Origin of the sequence: Mucilaginibacter glaciei, assembly GCF_014773245.1 — a bacterium.
In the GTDB taxonomy this organism is placed as follows: Bacteria; Bacteroidota; Bacteroidia; order Sphingobacteriales; family Sphingobacteriaceae; genus Mucilaginibacter; species Mucilaginibacter glaciei.
The window spans coordinates 808,485-825,689 of sequence record NZ_JACWMX010000001.1; the positions used below are offsets into that span (position 1 = coordinate 808,485).

A 17,205-nucleotide genomic window follows, 5' to 3' on the forward strand; every position below is an offset into this window, starting at 1 on the left:
ATGAAAGGTTTGGCGAGGGCGGGGGTGTTTGTATTGTGTATGGCTTTTTTTGGTTTGCGGGCTATCGCGCAAGACCATCTTTACTCGCAGTTTTTTAATTCGCCGCTGTATCTTAACCCGGCATTAACGGGCCAGTTTCAGGGCGATCTGCGGATGAACCTGATCTATCGTAATCAATACACATCAGTACCAGGCAGTTTAAATTACATTTCAGGCTCAATAGATTACAATGTGCCGCAATTTGGCGGCGGGCTGGGTTTACTATTTACCCGCAGCGCCGAAGGGACAGCTTATTTAACCAAAAATAACCTGTCAGGAACCTACTCTTACAGTGTTGGGTCTGACGATTACGTACTGTCATTTGGGTTACAAGCCGGGGTTACTAACCGATCTGTCGATTACGGGAAACTTGTTTTTAGTGATCAGATAGACCCGCGGTTGGGTTATATTCCCGGCTCAGGCACGGCGGCAGATCCCCCCCTTTTTAACAACAAGTTTTATTTTGATTCCGGCGCAGGTATCAATCTTACGGTAGGTAACTTCAACCTGGGTGGCGCGGCACAGCATTTAAACCGCCCCGACGAGTCGTTTACGGGCGTTCCCGCTAAATTAGCTATCCGCGGCACGGTTCATGCCAGCTACCGCTTAAATTTAACCTGGGATGATAACCTCGACGACGAGGATAAACCCTACATCATCCCATCGGTAGTCGTGTACAAGCAATCGCAGGCTCAATCATATAGCGTGGGGATGCAGTACAAACGCCGCAGTATCAACGCCGGGTTATGGTACCGCAGCAGCGGCCAATCGGGGCCAAGCTCTGTGGTATTATCCTTAATATTCGATCTTTTCATCAATAAAGAAGGGGGAGAAAAGGTAAGGTTCGGCGTAAGCCATGATGTACCTGCGGGCGGGTTAAACTATACAAACACAAGTGGTACAACCGAGGGGAGTATAGGTTACGAAACCACCCTCCCATCCAGAACAAATATTGAACATAAGTTTCAAGGGTTGCGCAGATGTTATGATTTTTATTAATTTTATTGCTTTAAAAAAAAATATCGCTTTAAAATTATATGGAACACAATTACTTAGAGGACAAAAAGGTAAAGAAAAAGTCGGCGTTAAAGGTTGTCTATTTATTAGTGTTTTTTGGTATCGCGTTCGCGGTACTATTAGGTAAGTTCGCACTATCGGGTTCATTAAATGTCTTTAACGGATTGCCTGATAGCGACCAGGCTTATACCATAGCCAAAGGGTTCATCAGCCCTACTGTTTTATCCAGTCCAACGTATTCTGACAGTGAATACAAATTCGCTAAAAAATCTGATTCGGTTTATGTGATCAAGTCTTTTTACACCGCCAAGGATAACGGTGACGAACCCACTAAAACCAATTTTACCATTACACTTAAGTATAACGGCGGGCATGCAGAAAGCGCCCAAAACTGGACGATGTTAAACCTGGATAAGGAATAATCCCGTCGCACTTCATATGATGGAAACTGATAATAATCTTATCGCCACAGCCGAGGCTAAAATTGGCCGTATACAATATCAAACTATTGTACAAAGTGGTGGCCACACCATTATTGCAGACGAGCCCGCCGATATGAATGGTATGAATACGGGTATGGCACCTTATAACTTGTTATTGGCAAGTTTGGCGAGTTGCACCGTCATAACATTGCGCATGTTTATAGAAAGTAAGATGTGGGTGGTAGATGAGATAACCATTAACCTGGATTTAAGCAAAACAGAAGAACGCGTACATATTGATAGTAAGCTTACTTTTAAAGGCGAACTAAATGATGAGCAACGCAAACGCCTGATAACCATTGCTGATGCATGCCCCGTACACAAAATGCTGGTGGGTAATTTTGAGATCTATACCTCTGCCGAATAAAGGCCTATTTACCGAGGCCCTTAACAAATATGTCTATCAATAATAGTCTTTTGTTATGGATCTCATCCAGGTGTTCTTTACGGGGAAAGTTGGCTTTCTTTTGCGGGATGGAACCAACCTTGATGCCGTGTAAAGCATCTAAAAAAACGTCTACAACATCGGCCGGATCTTTTACTGGCGCAATGTTTCCTGATGCAACTTCTGCCTCGATAGCACTTGTTAAGAGTTTCGTCTCTGTCTCCCGTATCTGGGTAATGATGCCCCATATCGTATCGGGAAGGTTCTGCTCGTTGATGCGGAAAAAGTCGAAGAAGTTATAATTATTTACAATAAATTCGTGGTGGGTATTTACCTGAAAAAGGAAAGCGTCGCGCAGCCCGGTAAAGTTGTTGAATTTCTCTTCAAATAGCTTCAAGTAATCGTTAGCCAATTTGCGCATCACAGCAATATACAATTCGCTTTTGTCAGGAAAATAATAATAAAGCAATGCTTTTGACATGGATAGGTCGCCAGCAATTTCATTCATAGTAGTTTTAGAATATCCGTAATGTAAAAAACGCTGATGTGATGCCTCTAATATTTTTTCGCGTTTGATATCCTGCTGGTCTATAGCTGCGCTCATTTACTCCCTGTATTTGAAATAGATAGAAATTCCTGACTTTTTAAACAAATCTATCAAATTTCCAGTTTAATTGTAAAAACAACGCTAAAGATGAATTTGAGATGGTAAATCAATAGCCCTTAGCCAATATAACGCCTGCTGTTATGGTCATAACATCTTCAACTGCACCGATAATAGGATCAGGTATGTTGGTCTTTTTACCCAAAGCATCGCGTAAAAAGAAACAGCCAAAAGTGGCCGCAAGTGCAGATGCGCCGCCAATAAGCCCGCCAACAAACGCTTTCTTCCTGTGTGCTTTGTAAACAGATGCCCCTACCCAAATACCTGCTACTGTACGCCCAATTAAGCCGGGAAAATCTGTACGGTTAGGCGCATTAGGTAATTTATCTCCTACTAATTCACCTAAAGCAAGAACCTTAAAAACTTTTGAGGCAGATATGGTTTGCATAAACTCGAATGGTGTGTGCTCTAAATAACGGCTGGGGTGCCTGCTATACATATGGCTGATAACGGCAGGTGCCATGAAGGTACGCGCGCCCGCAATAATGCCCAAACCCACCGCTTGTTTAAAAGCCTTTGTTATTTTCATAATTAGTTTGATGTTATTATAAGCCTACAACATGAATAGGCGATAAGTGTTTGTGATAAAGGGTAATCCGATTAAACATCTATCGGGAGTAAAAAATATAAATAAATAATTAAAGCTTTTTGTTGATGGTGTAGATAAACTAAAACTACTTATGAAAATTCACGAAGATAATTCACTTGGCGCATTAGGAAGTGCTATTGGCAAAGGTCTTTTGGCGGGTATTGCAGCTACGGCTGCCATGACCCTATCGCAAATGATAGAAATGAAAATTACCAAACGCGAGCCAAGCGATGCCACCCTAAAAGTTGCCGAAGAGACCGCAGGTGTTAAGCCCGCATCGAGAGAGGAAAAAACACAGCTGTCAAATGAAATTCACTGGTCGTATGGTACAGCCTGGGGTGTTGCCCGTGGACTAATCGGGTTAACGGGCCTAAAGGGTATCCCAGCTGCTTTAGTACATTTCGGCGCAGTTTGGGGTACGGCAGTAATTATGCTGCCTAAGCATGATGCATCTAAGCCGATAAATGAACAAAAACCTAAAGATATCGCGATTGACGTACTGCACCATGGTGTTTATGCTGTTACAGCAGGTTTGGTATATGATGCCTTAGATGCCGGGTCTAAACGTGAACGAACTTTAAGAAAGATTGCTGATAATTTAAGCAGCCTCATCAAAAAGTATAACAAGTAATACAATTATCAGATATATACAAAACGAGCCGCGCAATTTAACTGCGCGGCTCGTTTTGTTATAAGAGTGTTTGAAAACTTACGCTTCTATTGTTTCTAATTTCTTAGGCTCCTCTTTGGATTCTTTTTTGCCAAAGAAATAGTTCTTCATGTTTACACGGATAATGTACATACATGGTACCAGGATCAACGTGATCACAGTAGCGAAGCTTAAACCGAAGATCATCGTCCACGCTAACGGGCCCCAGAAGGCAACATTATCGCCACCAAAGTGAATGTGTGGTTCAAAGTGCGTAAATAAGCCTACAAAGTCGATGTTGAAACCTACTGCCAATGGTATCAAACCTAATATGGCAGCAGTCGCTGTCAAGAGTACCGGTGTCATACGGGTGTGGCCGGCTTCAACCACTGCATCGTGCAGGCTGGTACCCTGCTCTATCAGCATATCGGTAAACTCAACCAGCAAGATACCGTTACGTACCACTACACCCGCAAGTGCTATAATACCTACACCTGTCATTACTATAGCCATGGTCATCCCAAAGATAGACACGCCCAGTAATACACCGATAATACTGAAGAAGATCTCGCTGATGATGATCAGCGTTTTGCCTATCGAGTTAAACTGGATCATAAGGATGATCAGGATCAAACCGAATGAGGTGGCTAATGCAGTACCCAAGAAGGTAACAGCTTCTAACTGGTCTTCCTGGCCACCACCCTGACGGATGATGATATCGTCGGCATGTTTAAAGTTGTTGATAGCGCTTAATATACTCGCGTTAACTTCATTGGCATTATAAGGTTTAATTACACTCGAGCCCAGGGTTAATACCCTGCGTTGTTGTTTACGCTTGATATTGCTGTAGGTGTTGGTGTACCGCACATCTGTAAAGGCAGAGATTGGCACCTGGCGAATCGAGCCACCCGTCGCCAGATCGCGATACGTAACTTTCATGTTGCGCAGCTCGTCAATATTTCCGCGCTGGCTTTCTAAAGCACGTACCTGAATTTTATAATCATCCTCCTTTGTGTTACGGAAGTTGGCCGCCGGTGCACCAAATACAGCCGTTTGCAAAGCATCGTTGATGGTTTTAGAGGTTATGCCTTCCCTATTAGCGCGTTCGCGGTCAATGTCGAACACGATCTCGGGCTTATCGTTCTGTACGTCGGCCACCAGGTTTTCAATACCGGGGATATTTTGCTTATCGATATAGTTTTTCAAGCGCGCACTGGTTTTCACTAACGAATCCAGGTTATCACCAATCAATTCGATACTGATATCCTTTTGAACCGGCGGCCCGCTATTTTCCTGCGCTACTGAGATCTTGGCACCGGGCACACCCTGTACCGCACCCCTTATCTTTTTAAGGATTGCTTTTGTGTCTTTACCATCACGTTTGCCAAACTCAACAAAGGCTACGGTAATTTTACCTTTATTCTGATAATCGCCCTGGTCTTCATCAGTAGGGTCACTTACTCCTTTGGTTACGTTTGATATGATGGACGATATAATATCCTTATCAGGCTCTACAATTTTAGCCACACGTTGTTCCAGCTTTTTGGTCACCTCGTTGGTTGTAGCCTGGTCGGTACCGATTGGCATGGTTAAATATACGTAAGCAAAGTTAGGGTCGCCGGACGGGAAAAACTCAGGTGTTTTACCACGAACCATCATCAAAACTATAGCGAATACAAATAGTACCATTGTACCTAATAACACTGTTACAGGCCTTTGTACCGCACGCTCCAGCCATTTGGCATACCAGTTTTGGAAACGCGGCCATACATTGTTCTGAAACCTGTCAATCACCTTTAATAAAAAGAAGTGATTGATAAGGTACAACACGATGATCAGTACCATAAAGTTACCTACACCAACATTGATCAGGTAACCAACGGCAGTAGCAATTGCTAGGTAAATTAAGGCACGTTTGGTGGGCTTGTCGAATTTTGGGTGATCGTGTTCGCCTTCAACATGTGGTTTCATAAAGTCAACCGCGAAAACGGGGTTCATGATGTAAGCGACAACCAACGATGCCAGTAAGGTTATGATTAGCGTAATAGGCAAAAAGAACATGAAGTGGCCTATTAAACTATTCCAGAACGCAAGCGGTACAAAAGGCGCCAGGGTGGTCATGGTACCAGAGAATACCGGCAAGAACACTTCGCCCGCAGCCATTTTAGCCGCTTCTTTGATCGGAACCTTGCCGTTTTGGAATATCCTGTGAGTATTCTCGATCACTACTATCGCATCATCTACCACAATACCTAAGGCCAGCAGGAACGAGAACAACACGATCATGTTGAGTGTGAAGCCTATTGCCGGCATAATCAGGAACGCGATAAAACACGATAGCGGCACCGATAACGCCACGAAGATGGCGTTGGTGGTACCCATAAAAAACATCAGTATAACGGTTACCAGTAAAAAGCCGATAATGATTGTATTGATCAGGTCATTTAAGGTAGTACGGGTCTTGTCCGACTGATCGCCGGTTACCGTAATATTCAAGCCTTTAGGGAAAACTGTTTTTTGCTTTTGCTTGATCAGCGCATTGATCTTGTCAGATGCTTCTATCAGGTTCTCGCCCGCCCTTTTACTTACGTTCAAGGTGATTACGTTTTTAAATTGATCGCTTCCCGGTGTTTTTAAACGGGCATAGCTTTCCTGCTCTAAAAAGGCATCTTTTATCTCGGCAATATCGCGCAGGTAAACCGCCTGTCCCTTCGGGTTACGGATAACCATCGCGGCTACCTCATCGGCGTTTTTAAAATCCTGTTTAATATCGATACTGCGGCGGATCCCATCAGTTTTTACACTACCGGCCGATGACAGGATATTTTCGCTGCCTACTGCCTGGGTAATATCACTAAAGCTTACTTGTGCAGCAGCCATCTTATTCAGGTCAACGTTGATCTCTATCTCAGGGGTTAACGCACCTACTTCATCAACTTTCGAGATCTCTTTGTAGCCTTCTATCTCATCTTTTAATACATCGGCGTATTCCTTCAATTTCTTAAGGTCATAATCGCCGGATATGTTGATGTACAGGATGGGCAAATCGGCTACGTTAATATCCGATATCACCGATTCTTTCAGATTGACGTCGTTTTGCGGCAGATCCTGCTTGGCTTTATCAACGGCGTCCTTTACATCAATCTTAGCATCCTTGATAGCAATATTTGCCTGGAATTCTGCTGTGATGATAGATACATTCTGCACCGAGTTAGAGGTCACCTTTTTTAAACCCTTTAGCGATTTAAGTTGTTTTTCTAACTGGCGTGTTACCAGGTTTTCGACGTTCTGAGGCGACTGCCCTAAAAACTGCGTGGTAACAAATACCTTAGACTGTGCAATATCCGGGAAGTTCTCTTTAGGTAAGCGGTTATAACTTACCAACCCCAGCACCGTGATCAAAAATATGAGCACGTATATAGCCGTCTTATTATCAATAGCCCAACTGGAAGGCCCGAATTCTTTTTTAAGATCTTTCATATATAATAGATCAATAGATTAATAAATTAATTAGCAGACTGTAAAACTTTGACTTTGTCGCCATCTTCAATGTCTGCCGCGCCTGCTGTAACCAACATTTCGCCGGCTTTTAAACCCGATAATATTTCTGATTGGCCACCGTAGGTGATACCAACTTTCACATTTTTACGCTTGGCAGTACCGTTATCGTTCACATAAACGTAATCGCCCTCTTCAGATTTTTGGATTGCCTTAACAGGAATGATGATCGCATTAGCCTTGGTGTAATCGGCAATTTTTAGAATGGCGGTCATGTTCGGGCGTAACGATTTACGCTCCGGTAACTTAATCTCTACCGAGAAACTCCGTGAAGTGGGGTCGATAGCCTTTGCAGCGAAGGTGACCTTCGTGGTTAGCGAATCGTTTGCATCAGGTACTAAAATTTTAACCATGTTACCTGTGCCTACACTGCCTGCGTATGATTCCGGTACATCTGCCTTAACTTTCAGTATATCTGCATTTACTATACGGATGCCATTGGTACCCGGTTGTGCCACCTGGCCCAGTTTTAGGTCCATCTGATCGATATTACCGCTGATAGGTGATACGATGCGGTATAAATTGGCCTGCTGGCGTAAAGCCGCCAAGCCTTTTTTATTGGCTTGCAAAGTGGTTTGCGCCTGCAGGAATTGCACTTCGGTACCAATTTTTTGATCCCAAAGGTTTTTCTGGCGAGAATACAGGCTTTGGCTTAATTCAACCTGCGCTTCCGACTGGGCAATTTGCTGCTGCAAAACACTGTTATCTAACTGCACCAACACCTGGCCTTTAGAAACATGCTGGCCCGGTTTAACGTAAATATTGGTAATAGTACCCGGCGATTGCGGGTAAGCTGTTACATTATCCTGCGCATCAATTTTACCTTGTATTTGTACGTAGTTAACAAAACTGCCTGTTTTAACTTCGGCAACGCCAACTTCTGTAGCCTTTAAAGAATCGGGGCCAACTTCTGCCTGTAGTTTACTCACCTTGGCATTCAGGGCCGATTGCTCTTTCTGAAGATCGGCAAGCTGTGCCTTTTTATCTTTTGGCTTTGAACATGCTGCTAAAAGCAATAGAGCCGGTATGTATATTAATTTTTTCATGTTATATATAGTGGTTTAGTGTTTTGATTATTGAATTTTTCCGTAAGCTCTGTCTAAATCTACCTTGCTTACCAGTGCATCGTATAAACTTTGCACGTATTTATTGTCTGCGTCTTCTAATGACGTTTGTGCCTGTGTAACTTCTATGCTCGAGCCGACCCCCTGCTGATACTTGATTTTTGATACCCGCAGCACTTCGCGCGCCAGTTCCTGGTTGCGTTTTTGGTTGTTAAGCGACTGTAAGCCATTAAAGTACACAATTTTAGCCTGGCTTGCCTGTAAATTAAGTGCATTCTTCAGGCCGTTTAAGCTATTCTCGTTCTTTTGTACGGTAATAGCATATTGCTTAACCCTGTTGGTGCGCTGGAATCCGCTAAATATGGGCACGTTTAACGTTAAGCCAATATAGCTTGATGGGAAACTCGTGCTGTATAATGAGCCGAAACTGTTATTTTGATAGGAGTTGGCATAACTTGCATTGGCACTAAGCGTTGGTAAAAACTGGCCTTTGATACGTTTAAGATCATACCGGCTTAATTGCAGGTTGGTTTCTGTTAAACCGTACTCTATTCTTCGTCTGTAAAACGTTGTATCGGTAACAGTTTCAGCAACATCACCATTAATGTTAACATCGCTCAGGTTTTCCTTTAAAATCAGGTTATACTCAATCGGCATTCCGATTTGAAATTTTAGCAATTGGTAATTTAAAGCCAGTAAACGGATAGTGTTCTCGCGGGTGGTAACCAGGTTATTGTATTGAACAGCTATCCGGTCAACATCTATTTTTTCTACAAAGCCCTGTTTGTTTTGGGCGGTGGTTTGGTCAACCTGTTGTTTTAGCTGTGCAATGTTAGCGTCAAGCAATTTGATCTGCTCATTACTTACTAATACCTGGTAGTAAGCTTTGGTTACGTTTACCTGCGCATCTATTTTTGAGCGGGTGTAGGCCCGGTTGTAAAGTTCTTTATACGTTTTACGGCCTTGTAAACCAACAATGTAGCTCGGGTCAAATAAAAGCTGCGTTGCGCTTACGCCTAAGTTAGATTGGTACTTTACACCAAACTTAACAGGGATGAACGTGCCCGCAGGTGCACCAAAAAACTCGCCCGGAAGCAAGGTGGTGGGTACTTTCAAGTAATCTTGAAAAGAGGCAGATCCATTAATTTGAGGTAAGCCCTGGCCTATTGTTTCCTTTACCTTGTAGTCGGCACTCTTTACATCAAGGCCGGCATTGATAACCGAGTCTTTATGTTCAAAGGCATAGTTGATACAGTCTGCTACGCTGAAGCTGTAGGTTTGACCTGCCGTTGGCGCCTGCGTAAAACCTTTTAGGGCGGCGGTGATGCAGAGCGTGAGGGTTAGTAATCGTTTCATTTTTTGAATAGTATATATGATAGGTTGTATGTTTTCTGTTTTATTGCTGCAAAGAAATATGATCGGGTGACAACCGTATGTCAGTAGTGCTGTTAATTATTGTTGATATTATTATACTCGTTTAGTAGTTTATGGCCTTTTATGGTACAAATGCCATAATTAAAATGCTCCAGCATCTGATATTGAACTGTCCATGTGTTAAACTGGCCGATGGGAAAAATGCTTTGATTAAAGCCCATTTCTACCTGGCTAACCCGCATTTTTGCCAGGATCTTTACATCAATCTCATTGCGGATAAAGCCCTGCTCTTTTCCTTTAATAAGTAACTCCTCTAAGGTTGTGACCAGGAAATCCGCCTTAAACGTTTGAAATATTTGCCAGGCTTCCGGGTGATACTTCTGCATATCATGTACCACGATAGGGTTAATGCGGGAAAAGATCTCTTCAGAACATTTCATCATGTTGATCATCTCTTCTATCACATTTGTAGAATCATTGATGATGGTGATGATCTGGCATTCATCCTCTTTAATCTTTTTATTACAAAGCGCAATAACCAACTCATTTTTGTCGCTAAAAAAATGGTAAATGGTTTTTTTTGACATGCCTAAATGTTTGGCAATATCGTCCATCGTTACGCTTTTGATCCCAGCTTGTAAAAACAGCTCTTCAGCGCCCTGGATTACCCTTTCTATTTGACCGTTTGACATTATAAGTCAAAACTATGGAAACATTTTAAGATTTCAAAGTTTCCACTGCAAATTACAAGGTAATGACAATGTTATTATTTCGCCTAATACAATACTAATAATAGATTTAATATTTACTTCTTTGCGCCTTAGCGCCTTTGCGCGCATTCCTAATTAAGCAAATCACTATCTTTGCAAAAACTCTTATACATGGAATTAAATTCCCTTACCGCTATATCACCTATCGACGGCCGCTACCGTAATAACACTAAAGAACTTGCAGCCTATTTTTCAGAATTTGCCCTGATAAAATACCGCGTGTTTGTAGAGATAGAATACTTTATTGCACTTTGCGAGCACCCTTTACCGCAGCTGCAAAGTTTTGACTCCACGTTAACAGATAAGTTACGCGCTATTTATCAAAACTTTAGCGAGCAGGATGCCACGGCTATTAAAGAGATAGAAAAGACCACCAACCACGATGTAAAAGCGGTTGAGTACTTTATCAAAGCCGAATTTGACAAATTGGGCCTGCAAGAATTTAAGGAATTTATCCACTTCGGGCTTACATCGCAGGATATTAATAATACCGCTATCCCCTACTCATTTAAGGCCGCTATTCATGATGTTTACATCCCAACCCTGCACAGCCTGATAGATATTTTAAGGCATTACGCCGCAGAATGGGCGCACATACCAATGTTAGCGCATACCCACGGGCAACCGGCATCGCCAACCCGTTTAGGTAAAGAGATTGAGGTGTTTGTGGAACGGTTGATCAATCAGCTTCATTTATTACGCGATGTGCCTTACTCTGCCAAGTTTGGCGGCGCTACGGGCAACTTTAACGCGCATAAAGTAGCTTACCCGGCAATCGATTGGAAAGCCTTTGGTAACCGCTTTGTAAATGAAACATTGGGTTTATACCGCTCGCAGTTTACTACGCAGATTGAGCATTACGACAACTTTGCGGCCCAATGCGATGCTTTGAAACGCATTAATAATATTATTATCGACCTGGACAGGGATATCTGGACATACATCTCCATGAACTTTTTTAAGCAAAAGATTAAGGCAGGCGAGGTTGGATCATCGGCTATGCCACATAAAGTTAACCCGATAGATTTTGAGAACAGCGAAGGTAACCTGGGTATGGCCAATGCGATGTTTGAGCATTTGGCGGCAAAACTGCCAATATCCCGTTTACAACGCGACCTAACAGACAGCACCGTACTGCGTAATATCGGCGTACCGGTAGCACATACGTTGATTGCCTTTAAATCGACGATTAAAGGTTTGAATAAATTATTGCTAAACGAAACCGCTATCAACGCGAGTTTGGAAGCCAACTGGGCTGTAGTGGCCGAGGCTATCCAAACCATCCTGCGCCGCGAAGGCTATCCAAATCCGTATGAGGCGTTAAAAGAGCTTACACGCACTAACACGCAGGTAAACGCCCAAACCATAGCAGATTTTGTGGATACGCTGGCGATAAGTGACAGCGTTAAGGCAGAGTTGAAAGCAATAACGCCACAGAATTATACGGGAATTTAGGCGATGTCCTTCCAACGCGTCATTGCGAGGAACGAAGCAATCCCCCATGTAAAAGTCGTAGATAAGCATATCGGGGATTGCTTCACTATCGTTCGCAAAGACGGGCTTTTTGCACATCTGGAATCTGCACATCTACCCCCCCTCTGTCAATTTGGAGTAAAACTAAATAAGGATTACACTAACAACCAAAAACCTGATTACATTTGCCAATCTATTAAATTGTACATCCATGAATATCAGCGTATATACCGAATCTACCCCGAACCCAGCCACAATGAAGTTTATTGTAAACAAATTGTTGATCAACGGCAGCGTAGATTATGCAACCCGTGAAAGTGCCGAGGCCTCTCCTTTTGCAAAAGAATTATATAAATTTTCATTTGTTAACGGCGTGTTCTTCGCCAGTAACTTTGTAACGGTTACTAAAACCGAAGGCAGTGACTGGGCAGATGTGGAGCCTATTGTTAAGGAGTTTGTTAAAGGTGCCGTTGAGTCTGAGTTAAAGGTTCAGGCAGTTGATCAGGCTACCGACGTTGACTTTGAAGGTACCGAAACCGAGATCAAAATCCAGCAGATCTTGAACGACTACGTTCGCCCGGCTGTTGAGCAGGATGGCGGTGCGATCACCTATCGTTCTTTTGATGCAGGTGTGGTAACTGTCGAACTTCGCGGCTCATGTAGCGGTTGCCCTTCATCAACCGTCACTTTAAAATCCGGCATCGAAAACTTGTTAAAACGTATGGTGCCCGAAGTTACCGAAGTGGTATCTGAAGCTTTATAACATCGGGTTCATACTGAAAAAGATTGAAGCCCCGGTTGATCATCAACCGGGGCTTCTTTATGCTTAAAATCAAGACTAAATAGTTCCCTTTTTTGAGTTATTTTTAAATAATTCTTGAAGAAATTAGAGATTTTTAGAGGTAAAATCAGTCTTTTAGTTGAAATATTTCGCAATGTAATCCAGCATCTCGGCAGTTATGTTTCCATTGGTAGCTAATAATTCGCGGGTGTTGATCACCTCATTACCACCGCTAAAATTTACTACATGCCCGCCGGCCTGTTTAACAATTACAATGCCCGCAGCTATATCCCAGGCGTTTAGATTATACTCGTAAAAACTTTCAAATCGGCCACAGGCGGTATATGCTAAATCGACAGCTGCCGATCCTATCCGCCTGATGCCGTGGCAGTTGCGCATCAGTTCGGCAAACATTTTTAGGTAGGCATCTTGTTTGGTAAAATCATAATATGGAAAACCTGTAGCCAATAGACTCTGCGCTACGGTGGGGATCTTGCTTACTTTGATCTCTTTACCGTTTAAATATGCCGGGGCGCCTTTATGGGCGTAAAAGCATTCATCCTGATTAACCTCATATACAACGCCTAACACCAGCTCATCATAGTCCTGTAGGGCAATACTTACAGAGAAAGTAGGCAGCCCATGGATGAAGTTTGTGGTACCATCCAACGGGTCAATGATCCAGTTGTAGCGCTCACCCGCCCGGTTTTGGGTTTTCTCCTCTGTAATAAATCCAGCCTCGGGCAGGATCAACTCCAATCCCTTAACTATCAGTTCTTCAGCGGTTTTATCAACATAAGATACCAGGTCGTTAAGGCCTTTGTATTCTATCTTGTCCGGATCGAAGGTTTTTCGTTCCTGGCGAATAAATTGCCCCGCTTCTTTAGAAACGTCAATTACCTGGGTAATGATCTGGTTAAGTTGCATCCTGATGTTGTCTTAATGTTACTTTACGATAACAGTTGCGTTAGGCATTCCTTAGAGGCGCTTTCTTAAACTTGTTTTGGCCTGTAATTATCAACGCAATACCGCCAAGAACCATAATTAATGAGATCATTTCTGCCTGGGTAAATGATGGTAAGCCGGCAACATGATATCGGGTGTTAACGCGGATTAATTCGATGAAAAAACGTTCGATACCATTCAATATCATATAGATACCGAACAACACGCCTGGTGCTTTCACCTTATGACGAATACTCCAGATTAATGCAAACAACAATAAACAAACTACTGATTCATAGAAAGATGTAGGATAAACCGGGAGCTTTAATTCATTACAGAATTTACCAACACAGTTTGGGATCAGGTTACCCGGATCCTGCTCGTTTACGTTATGTGGGAAACGGAAACTCCACATCCAGTCAGGAGCCCAGCTTAACCAATTTGGTTTAGGCGAAAGGCTTGGTATCCCCCAATCGCCATCGCCAGACATTTGGCAGCCTACCCTGCCCAAGGCATAAGCCAGCATCATACCCGCAGCGCCGATATCCAGCATATCTAACGGTTTTACACCATGCTTGTTAGCTATATATAAAACTGCTGCACCACCACATATTAAACCACCGTAAAAGGTTAAACCGCTAAAGCCTATTAACATCCCTACCGGGTCGCGCATAAACTCGTCCCAGTTCTCTAACCCGTTAAATAACTTGGCACCTGCAAAACCCCAAACCGCTGCCCAAAGCAAAATGCTGCTCATCAGCTCATAAGGGTGTACTTTAATAACTTTTGTTTCGGGTTTGGGCAGTTGCTGTTTTTTAGCCTCATAATAAGCCCAGTAGGCAAATCCTGCGGCAAATAATATTCCGCCAACCCAGCTGCCGCGTAACGACAAAAGAAACGATTGCGGATCGTTGATCAGCATGGAATAATGCATGGCTGCGTCAACCAGTTTGTAGCCTAAAATGAAGCCGAATATTCCGTTACCAACCAAATCGCCTACGGAAGCGGGAGCACCAACCACAATTGTTTTATCAAATGTATGAATGTATCCTAACGCCTCTTTACGTTTAAATTCCTCGGTAAAGGCCCAGTAAGCAGCTATAAATGCAAAGGCTACAAAAAAGCCGAAGGTTTGGATAGGCAAAGGGATATTGATACCAAAAAGGTAATTGATAAGCGAGGATAGGGTTGGAAACATAAGCAGATATTTGTGAGGCGAATATAGCTTTAATGCACTAATATTTCTTCGCTTTCGGTTATTTCAACATCACCGTCATGTGATATTGCTGTTAAATTCACCTGCCTGATCTCGTTAACCAGTACAGGATCGTACTTAGCTTTTACCTTCACGTAGTTGCGGGTAAAGCCATGCATAAAGCCTTCTTTAATATCGCGCTCGAACAAAACCTGGTCGGCTTTGCCCAGTTGGGTTTCATAAAAGGCACGGCGTTTTTTCTCAGATAAGGTATGCAGCATTTTATTCCGCTCAAAACGGGTGGAGCCGGGAACAGTGCCCTTCATTTCGGCAGCAGGGGTATTTTCCCGTTCCGAATAAGTGAACACGTGCAGGTAAGAAATATCCAATTCGTTCAGAAAGTTGTAGGTATCTATAAAATCCTCACGCGTTTCGCCGGGGAAACCCACTATCACATCTACCCCTATGCAGCAATCGGGCATCACCTCTTTTATTTTGGCAACTCGGCTAACATATAATTCTCTTTTGTATCTGCGGCGCATAAGGCCCAGAATCTTATCAGACCCCGACTGTAACGGGACATGGAAATGCGGTACAAAACGTTTAGACTGCGCTACAAATTCAATTATCTCGTCGCTAAGGAGATTGGGTTCTATCGATGAGATTCTGATACGGTCGATACCATCCACTTCGTCTAAAGCCTTTACCAGGTCAAAGAACCGATCTTCGCGCTCTCCGTTACGGATGCCGAAATCGCCCAGGTTTACACCGGTTAATACGATCTCCTTCACTTCAGTTTTGGCAATTTCCCTGGCCTGAGCCACTACATTTTCAATGGTATCGCTGCGGCTGCTGCCGCGTGCAAGCGGGATTGTACAAAATGTGCAGGAATAATCGCAACCATCCTGCACCTTTAAGAAAGTACGGGTACGATCGCCGTAAGAAAATGAGGGTACAAACTGATTTGCTTCTGATACGGGCTGATTATAAATAACGGCCCTGGGGTTTTTAGTCAGGTCGGTGATATAATCAACCAGCTGGAATTTCTCGGCGGCCCCTAAAACCATATCCACACCGGGAATCTCGGCTATCTCTTTGGGTTTCAACTGGGCGTAGCAACCTACAATGGTTACAAAGGCACCGGGAGAGATTTTGAGTGCTTCCTTTACTATTTTGCGGCACTTTTTATCGGCATGGTCGGTTACCGAACAAGTGTTGATCACATACACATCGGGCGTATCGGTAAACTCCACCGTGTCGAAACCTGCCTGTGTAAACAGGCGGCCAATGGATGAAGTTTCCGAGTAATTCAGCTTACATCCAAGTGTGTAAAAAGCGACTTTCTTATTCATTTTGAAGCCGCAAAGATAATCATTTAGAGAATTACTGAGTTAGGGAATTTAGGATTGATGTTAACGGGGGTGTCAAAAAAAGAGACGGGCAAACTATTCTCCTCAAAATCACTAACTCGACGATTTTCAATTTCAGTCATTTAATCAATCCCATCCCACCGGTAGCTTTCATTCTCCAGGCCTATCAGGTCTATAACGCGATTTACAACCGTCATTGCCAGTTCTTCTATCGTTTTTGGCTTGCTGTAGTAGGAAGGGATGGCCGGGCAAATAATACCGCCAGCTTCGGTAATGGTTTTCATATTATTAAGGTGAATGAGGCTCAAAGGCGTATCCCGCGCAACCAATATCAATTTGCGGCGTTCTTTCAAGATCACATCCGCAGCACGGCTGATCAGATCGTCAGATACGCCGGAAGCTATCCGACCCATGGCACCCATTGAACAGGGCACAATAACCATAGTATCAAACCTGGCCGAGCCTGACGCGAATGGCGCCATAAAATCATTTTTAGCGTAAGTTTTAAACGGGTAGCTGCCGTGGCTGGCATCGTCTAATTCAAATTCCCAAACCTGTTTGGCATTATCGCTCATTACAATGGCAACTTCGGTAAGCTGACCTTGCAATTGTACTAATTTATCCAGCAATAATTTGGCATAAATAGATCCGCTGGCGCCGGTAACCGCTACAATAATTTTTCTTTTCATCATCTATACCAACAAATAAACGGATTAAAAGTTAGGGGCGCAAAAAAGGGTCGAATAACTCGTATCCGACCCTACATCTACCTATGAAAAACATGCCCTTTGAGTGGGCATTACAAATATAATAAGTAGTTTTAAATTACGGAACAATTTGTTAAAATTAA

16 protein-coding genes are annotated in these 17,205 nt (G+C 43.2%); 6 read left to right on the top strand and 10 right to left on the bottom strand.

The genetic code is table 11. The annotated features are described in order from the left end of the window. Genes IDJ76_RS03735 through IDJ76_RS03745 form a run of 3 tightly spaced genes read left to right on the top strand, consistent with a single transcriptional unit; the run spans position 1 to position 1,905 of the window. Positions 1-1,038: a PorP/SprF family type IX secretion system membrane protein gene (locus tag IDJ76_RS03735; protein WP_191160846.1), complete on the top strand. Its 1,038-nt coding sequence runs from the start codon at positions 1-3 to the stop codon at positions 1,036-1,038. 38 nt (positions 1,039-1,076) lie between these two features. Then, positions 1,077-1,478: a hypothetical protein gene (locus tag IDJ76_RS03740; RefSeq protein WP_191160848.1), complete on the top strand. Its 402-nt coding sequence runs from the start codon at positions 1,077-1,079 to the stop codon at positions 1,476-1,478. Between the two features lie 16 nt (positions 1,479-1,494). Continuing rightward, on the top strand, positions 1,495-1,905 hold the full coding sequence (locus IDJ76_RS03745) for an OsmC family protein (protein ID WP_224746169.1): 411 nt from the start codon (positions 1,495-1,497) through the stop codon (positions 1,903-1,905). A gap of 4 nt (positions 1,906-1,909) precedes the next feature. Here the strand turns inward: IDJ76_RS03745 and IDJ76_RS03750 are convergent, their stop codons facing one another. Both IDJ76_RS03750 and IDJ76_RS03755 read right to left on the bottom strand, forming a co-directional pair. Then, on the bottom strand, positions 1,910-2,527 hold the full coding sequence (locus IDJ76_RS03750; protein ID WP_224746170.1) for a TetR/AcrR family transcriptional regulator: 618 nt from the start codon (positions 2,525-2,527) through the stop codon (positions 1,910-1,912). A gap of 109 nt (positions 2,528-2,636) precedes the next feature. Continuing rightward, positions 2,637-3,116 carry a DUF4126 family protein gene (locus IDJ76_RS03755; RefSeq protein ID WP_191160850.1) on the bottom strand — a complete coding sequence of 160 codons (480 nt, stop codon included), beginning with the start codon at positions 3,114-3,116 and terminating at the stop codon, positions 2,637-2,639. Between the two features lie 151 nt (positions 3,117-3,267). Here IDJ76_RS03755 and IDJ76_RS03760 point away from each other — a divergent pair, with 151 nt between their 5' ends. Then, positions 3,268-3,807, top strand: coding sequence for a hypothetical protein (locus tag IDJ76_RS03760; protein WP_191160852.1), 540 nt, complete (start codon positions 3,268-3,270; stop codon positions 3,805-3,807). A gap of 78 nt (positions 3,808-3,885) precedes the next feature. On the opposite strand, the gene IDJ76_RS03765 is transcribed toward IDJ76_RS03760, so the two are convergent. The 4 genes from IDJ76_RS03765 to IDJ76_RS03780 all read right to left on the bottom strand — a co-directional run bounded on the left by IDJ76_RS03765 (position 3,886) and on the right by IDJ76_RS03780 (position 10,513). After that, positions 3,886-7,305, bottom strand: a complete 3,420-nt coding sequence (locus IDJ76_RS03765; protein ID WP_191160854.1) for an efflux RND transporter permease subunit — start codon at positions 7,303-7,305, stop codon at positions 3,886-3,888. Positions 7,306-7,331: 26 nt separating this feature from the next. After that, entirely contained in the window at positions 7,332-8,429 is a 1,098-nt protein-coding gene (locus tag IDJ76_RS03770; RefSeq protein ID WP_191160856.1) for an efflux RND transporter periplasmic adaptor subunit, read from the bottom strand. 27 nt (positions 8,430-8,456) lie between these two features. Continuing rightward, positions 8,457-9,803 (bottom strand): TolC family protein, encoded by a 1,347-nt coding sequence (locus tag IDJ76_RS03775; RefSeq protein WP_191160858.1) that lies wholly within the window; start codon positions 9,801-9,803, stop codon positions 8,457-8,459. 92 nt (positions 9,804-9,895) lie between these two features. Further along, positions 9,896-10,513, bottom strand: a complete 618-nt coding sequence (locus IDJ76_RS03780; protein WP_191160859.1) for a TetR/AcrR family transcriptional regulator — start codon at positions 10,511-10,513, stop codon at positions 9,896-9,898. A gap of 189 nt (positions 10,514-10,702) precedes the next feature. On the opposite strand from IDJ76_RS03780, the gene purB reads away from it, so the two are divergent. Together purB and IDJ76_RS03790 are read left to right on the top strand one after the other, a co-directional pair. Beyond that, positions 10,703-12,046, top strand: a complete 1,344-nt coding sequence (purB, locus tag IDJ76_RS03785) for an adenylosuccinate lyase (RefSeq protein WP_191160861.1) — start codon at positions 10,703-10,705, stop codon at positions 12,044-12,046. A 229-nt stretch (positions 12,047-12,275) separates the two neighbouring features. Next, positions 12,276-12,827, top strand: coding sequence for a NifU family protein (locus IDJ76_RS03790; RefSeq protein WP_191160864.1), 552 nt, complete (start codon positions 12,276-12,278; stop codon positions 12,825-12,827). Between the two features lie 153 nt (positions 12,828-12,980). On the opposite strand, the gene IDJ76_RS03795 is transcribed toward IDJ76_RS03790, so the two are convergent. The 4 genes from IDJ76_RS03795 to IDJ76_RS03810 form a co-directional block, all read right to left on the bottom strand. Next, positions 12,981-13,772 carry an inositol monophosphatase family protein gene (locus IDJ76_RS03795; protein WP_191160866.1) on the bottom strand — a complete coding sequence of 264 codons (792 nt, stop codon included), beginning with the start codon at positions 13,770-13,772 and terminating at the stop codon, positions 12,981-12,983. 40 nt (positions 13,773-13,812) lie between these two features. Then, positions 13,813-14,988, bottom strand: coding sequence for a prolipoprotein diacylglyceryl transferase (locus IDJ76_RS03800; RefSeq protein WP_191160868.1), 1,176 nt, complete (start codon positions 14,986-14,988; stop codon positions 13,813-13,815). A gap of 29 nt (positions 14,989-15,017) precedes the next feature. Then, complete coding sequence (gene mtaB / locus IDJ76_RS03805) at positions 15,018-16,337, bottom strand: tRNA (N(6)-L-threonylcarbamoyladenosine(37)-C(2))-methylthiotransferase MtaB (RefSeq protein WP_191160870.1); 1,320 nt, start codon at positions 16,335-16,337, stop codon at positions 15,018-15,020. 140 nt (positions 16,338-16,477) lie between these two features. After that, the gene (locus IDJ76_RS03810; RefSeq protein WP_191160872.1) at positions 16,478-17,047 is read right to left on the bottom strand and encodes a UbiX family flavin prenyltransferase; all 570 of its coding nucleotides are present in this window, start codon (positions 17,045-17,047) and stop codon (positions 16,478-16,480) included. Between the last annotated feature and the right edge of the window lie 158 nt (positions 17,048-17,205).

Bases quoted from the DNA above. Each gene is read 5' to 3' on its own strand.
- IDJ76_RS03735 (WP_191160846.1), top strand. From the start codon at position 1: ATGAAAGGTTTGGCGAGGGCGGGGGTGTTTGTATTGTGTATGGCTTTT.
- IDJ76_RS03740 (WP_191160848.1), top strand. From the start codon at position 1,077: ATGGAACACAATTACTTAGAGGACAAAAAGGTAAAGAAAAAGTCGGCG.
- IDJ76_RS03745 (WP_224746169.1), top strand. From the start codon at position 1,495: ATGATGGAAACTGATAATAATCTTATCGCCACAGCCGAGGCTAAAATT.
- IDJ76_RS03750 (WP_224746170.1), bottom strand. From the start codon at position 2,527: ATGAGCGCAGCTATAGACCAGCAGGATATCAAACGCGAAAAAATATTA.
- IDJ76_RS03755 (WP_191160850.1), bottom strand. From the start codon at position 3,116: ATGAAAATAACAAAGGCTTTTAAACAAGCGGTGGGTTTGGGCATTATT.
- IDJ76_RS03760 (WP_191160852.1), top strand. From the start codon at position 3,268: ATGAAAATTCACGAAGATAATTCACTTGGCGCATTAGGAAGTGCTATT.
- IDJ76_RS03765 (WP_191160854.1), bottom strand. From the start codon at position 7,305: ATGAAAGATCTTAAAAAAGAATTCGGGCCTTCCAGTTGGGCTATTGAT.
- IDJ76_RS03770 (WP_191160856.1), bottom strand. From the start codon at position 8,429: ATGAAAAAATTAATATACATACCGGCTCTATTGCTTTTAGCAGCATGT.
- IDJ76_RS03775 (WP_191160858.1), bottom strand. From the start codon at position 9,803: ATGAAACGATTACTAACCCTCACGCTCTGCATCACCGCCGCCCTAAAA.
- IDJ76_RS03780 (WP_191160859.1), bottom strand. From the start codon at position 10,513: ATGTCAAACGGTCAAATAGAAAGGGTAATCCAGGGCGCTGAAGAGCTG.
- purB (WP_191160861.1), top strand. From the start codon at position 10,703: ATGGAATTAAATTCCCTTACCGCTATATCACCTATCGACGGCCGCTAC.
- IDJ76_RS03790 (WP_191160864.1), top strand. From the start codon at position 12,276: ATGAATATCAGCGTATATACCGAATCTACCCCGAACCCAGCCACAATG.
- IDJ76_RS03795 (WP_191160866.1), bottom strand. From the start codon at position 13,772: ATGCAACTTAACCAGATCATTACCCAGGTAATTGACGTTTCTAAAGAA.
- IDJ76_RS03800 (WP_191160868.1), bottom strand. From the start codon at position 14,988: ATGTTTCCAACCCTATCCTCGCTTATCAATTACCTTTTTGGTATCAAT.
- mtaB (WP_191160870.1), bottom strand. From the start codon at position 16,337: ATGAATAAGAAAGTCGCTTTTTACACACTTGGATGTAAGCTGAATTAC.
- IDJ76_RS03810 (WP_191160872.1), bottom strand. From the start codon at position 17,047: ATGATGAAAAGAAAAATTATTGTAGCGGTTACCGGCGCCAGCGGATCT.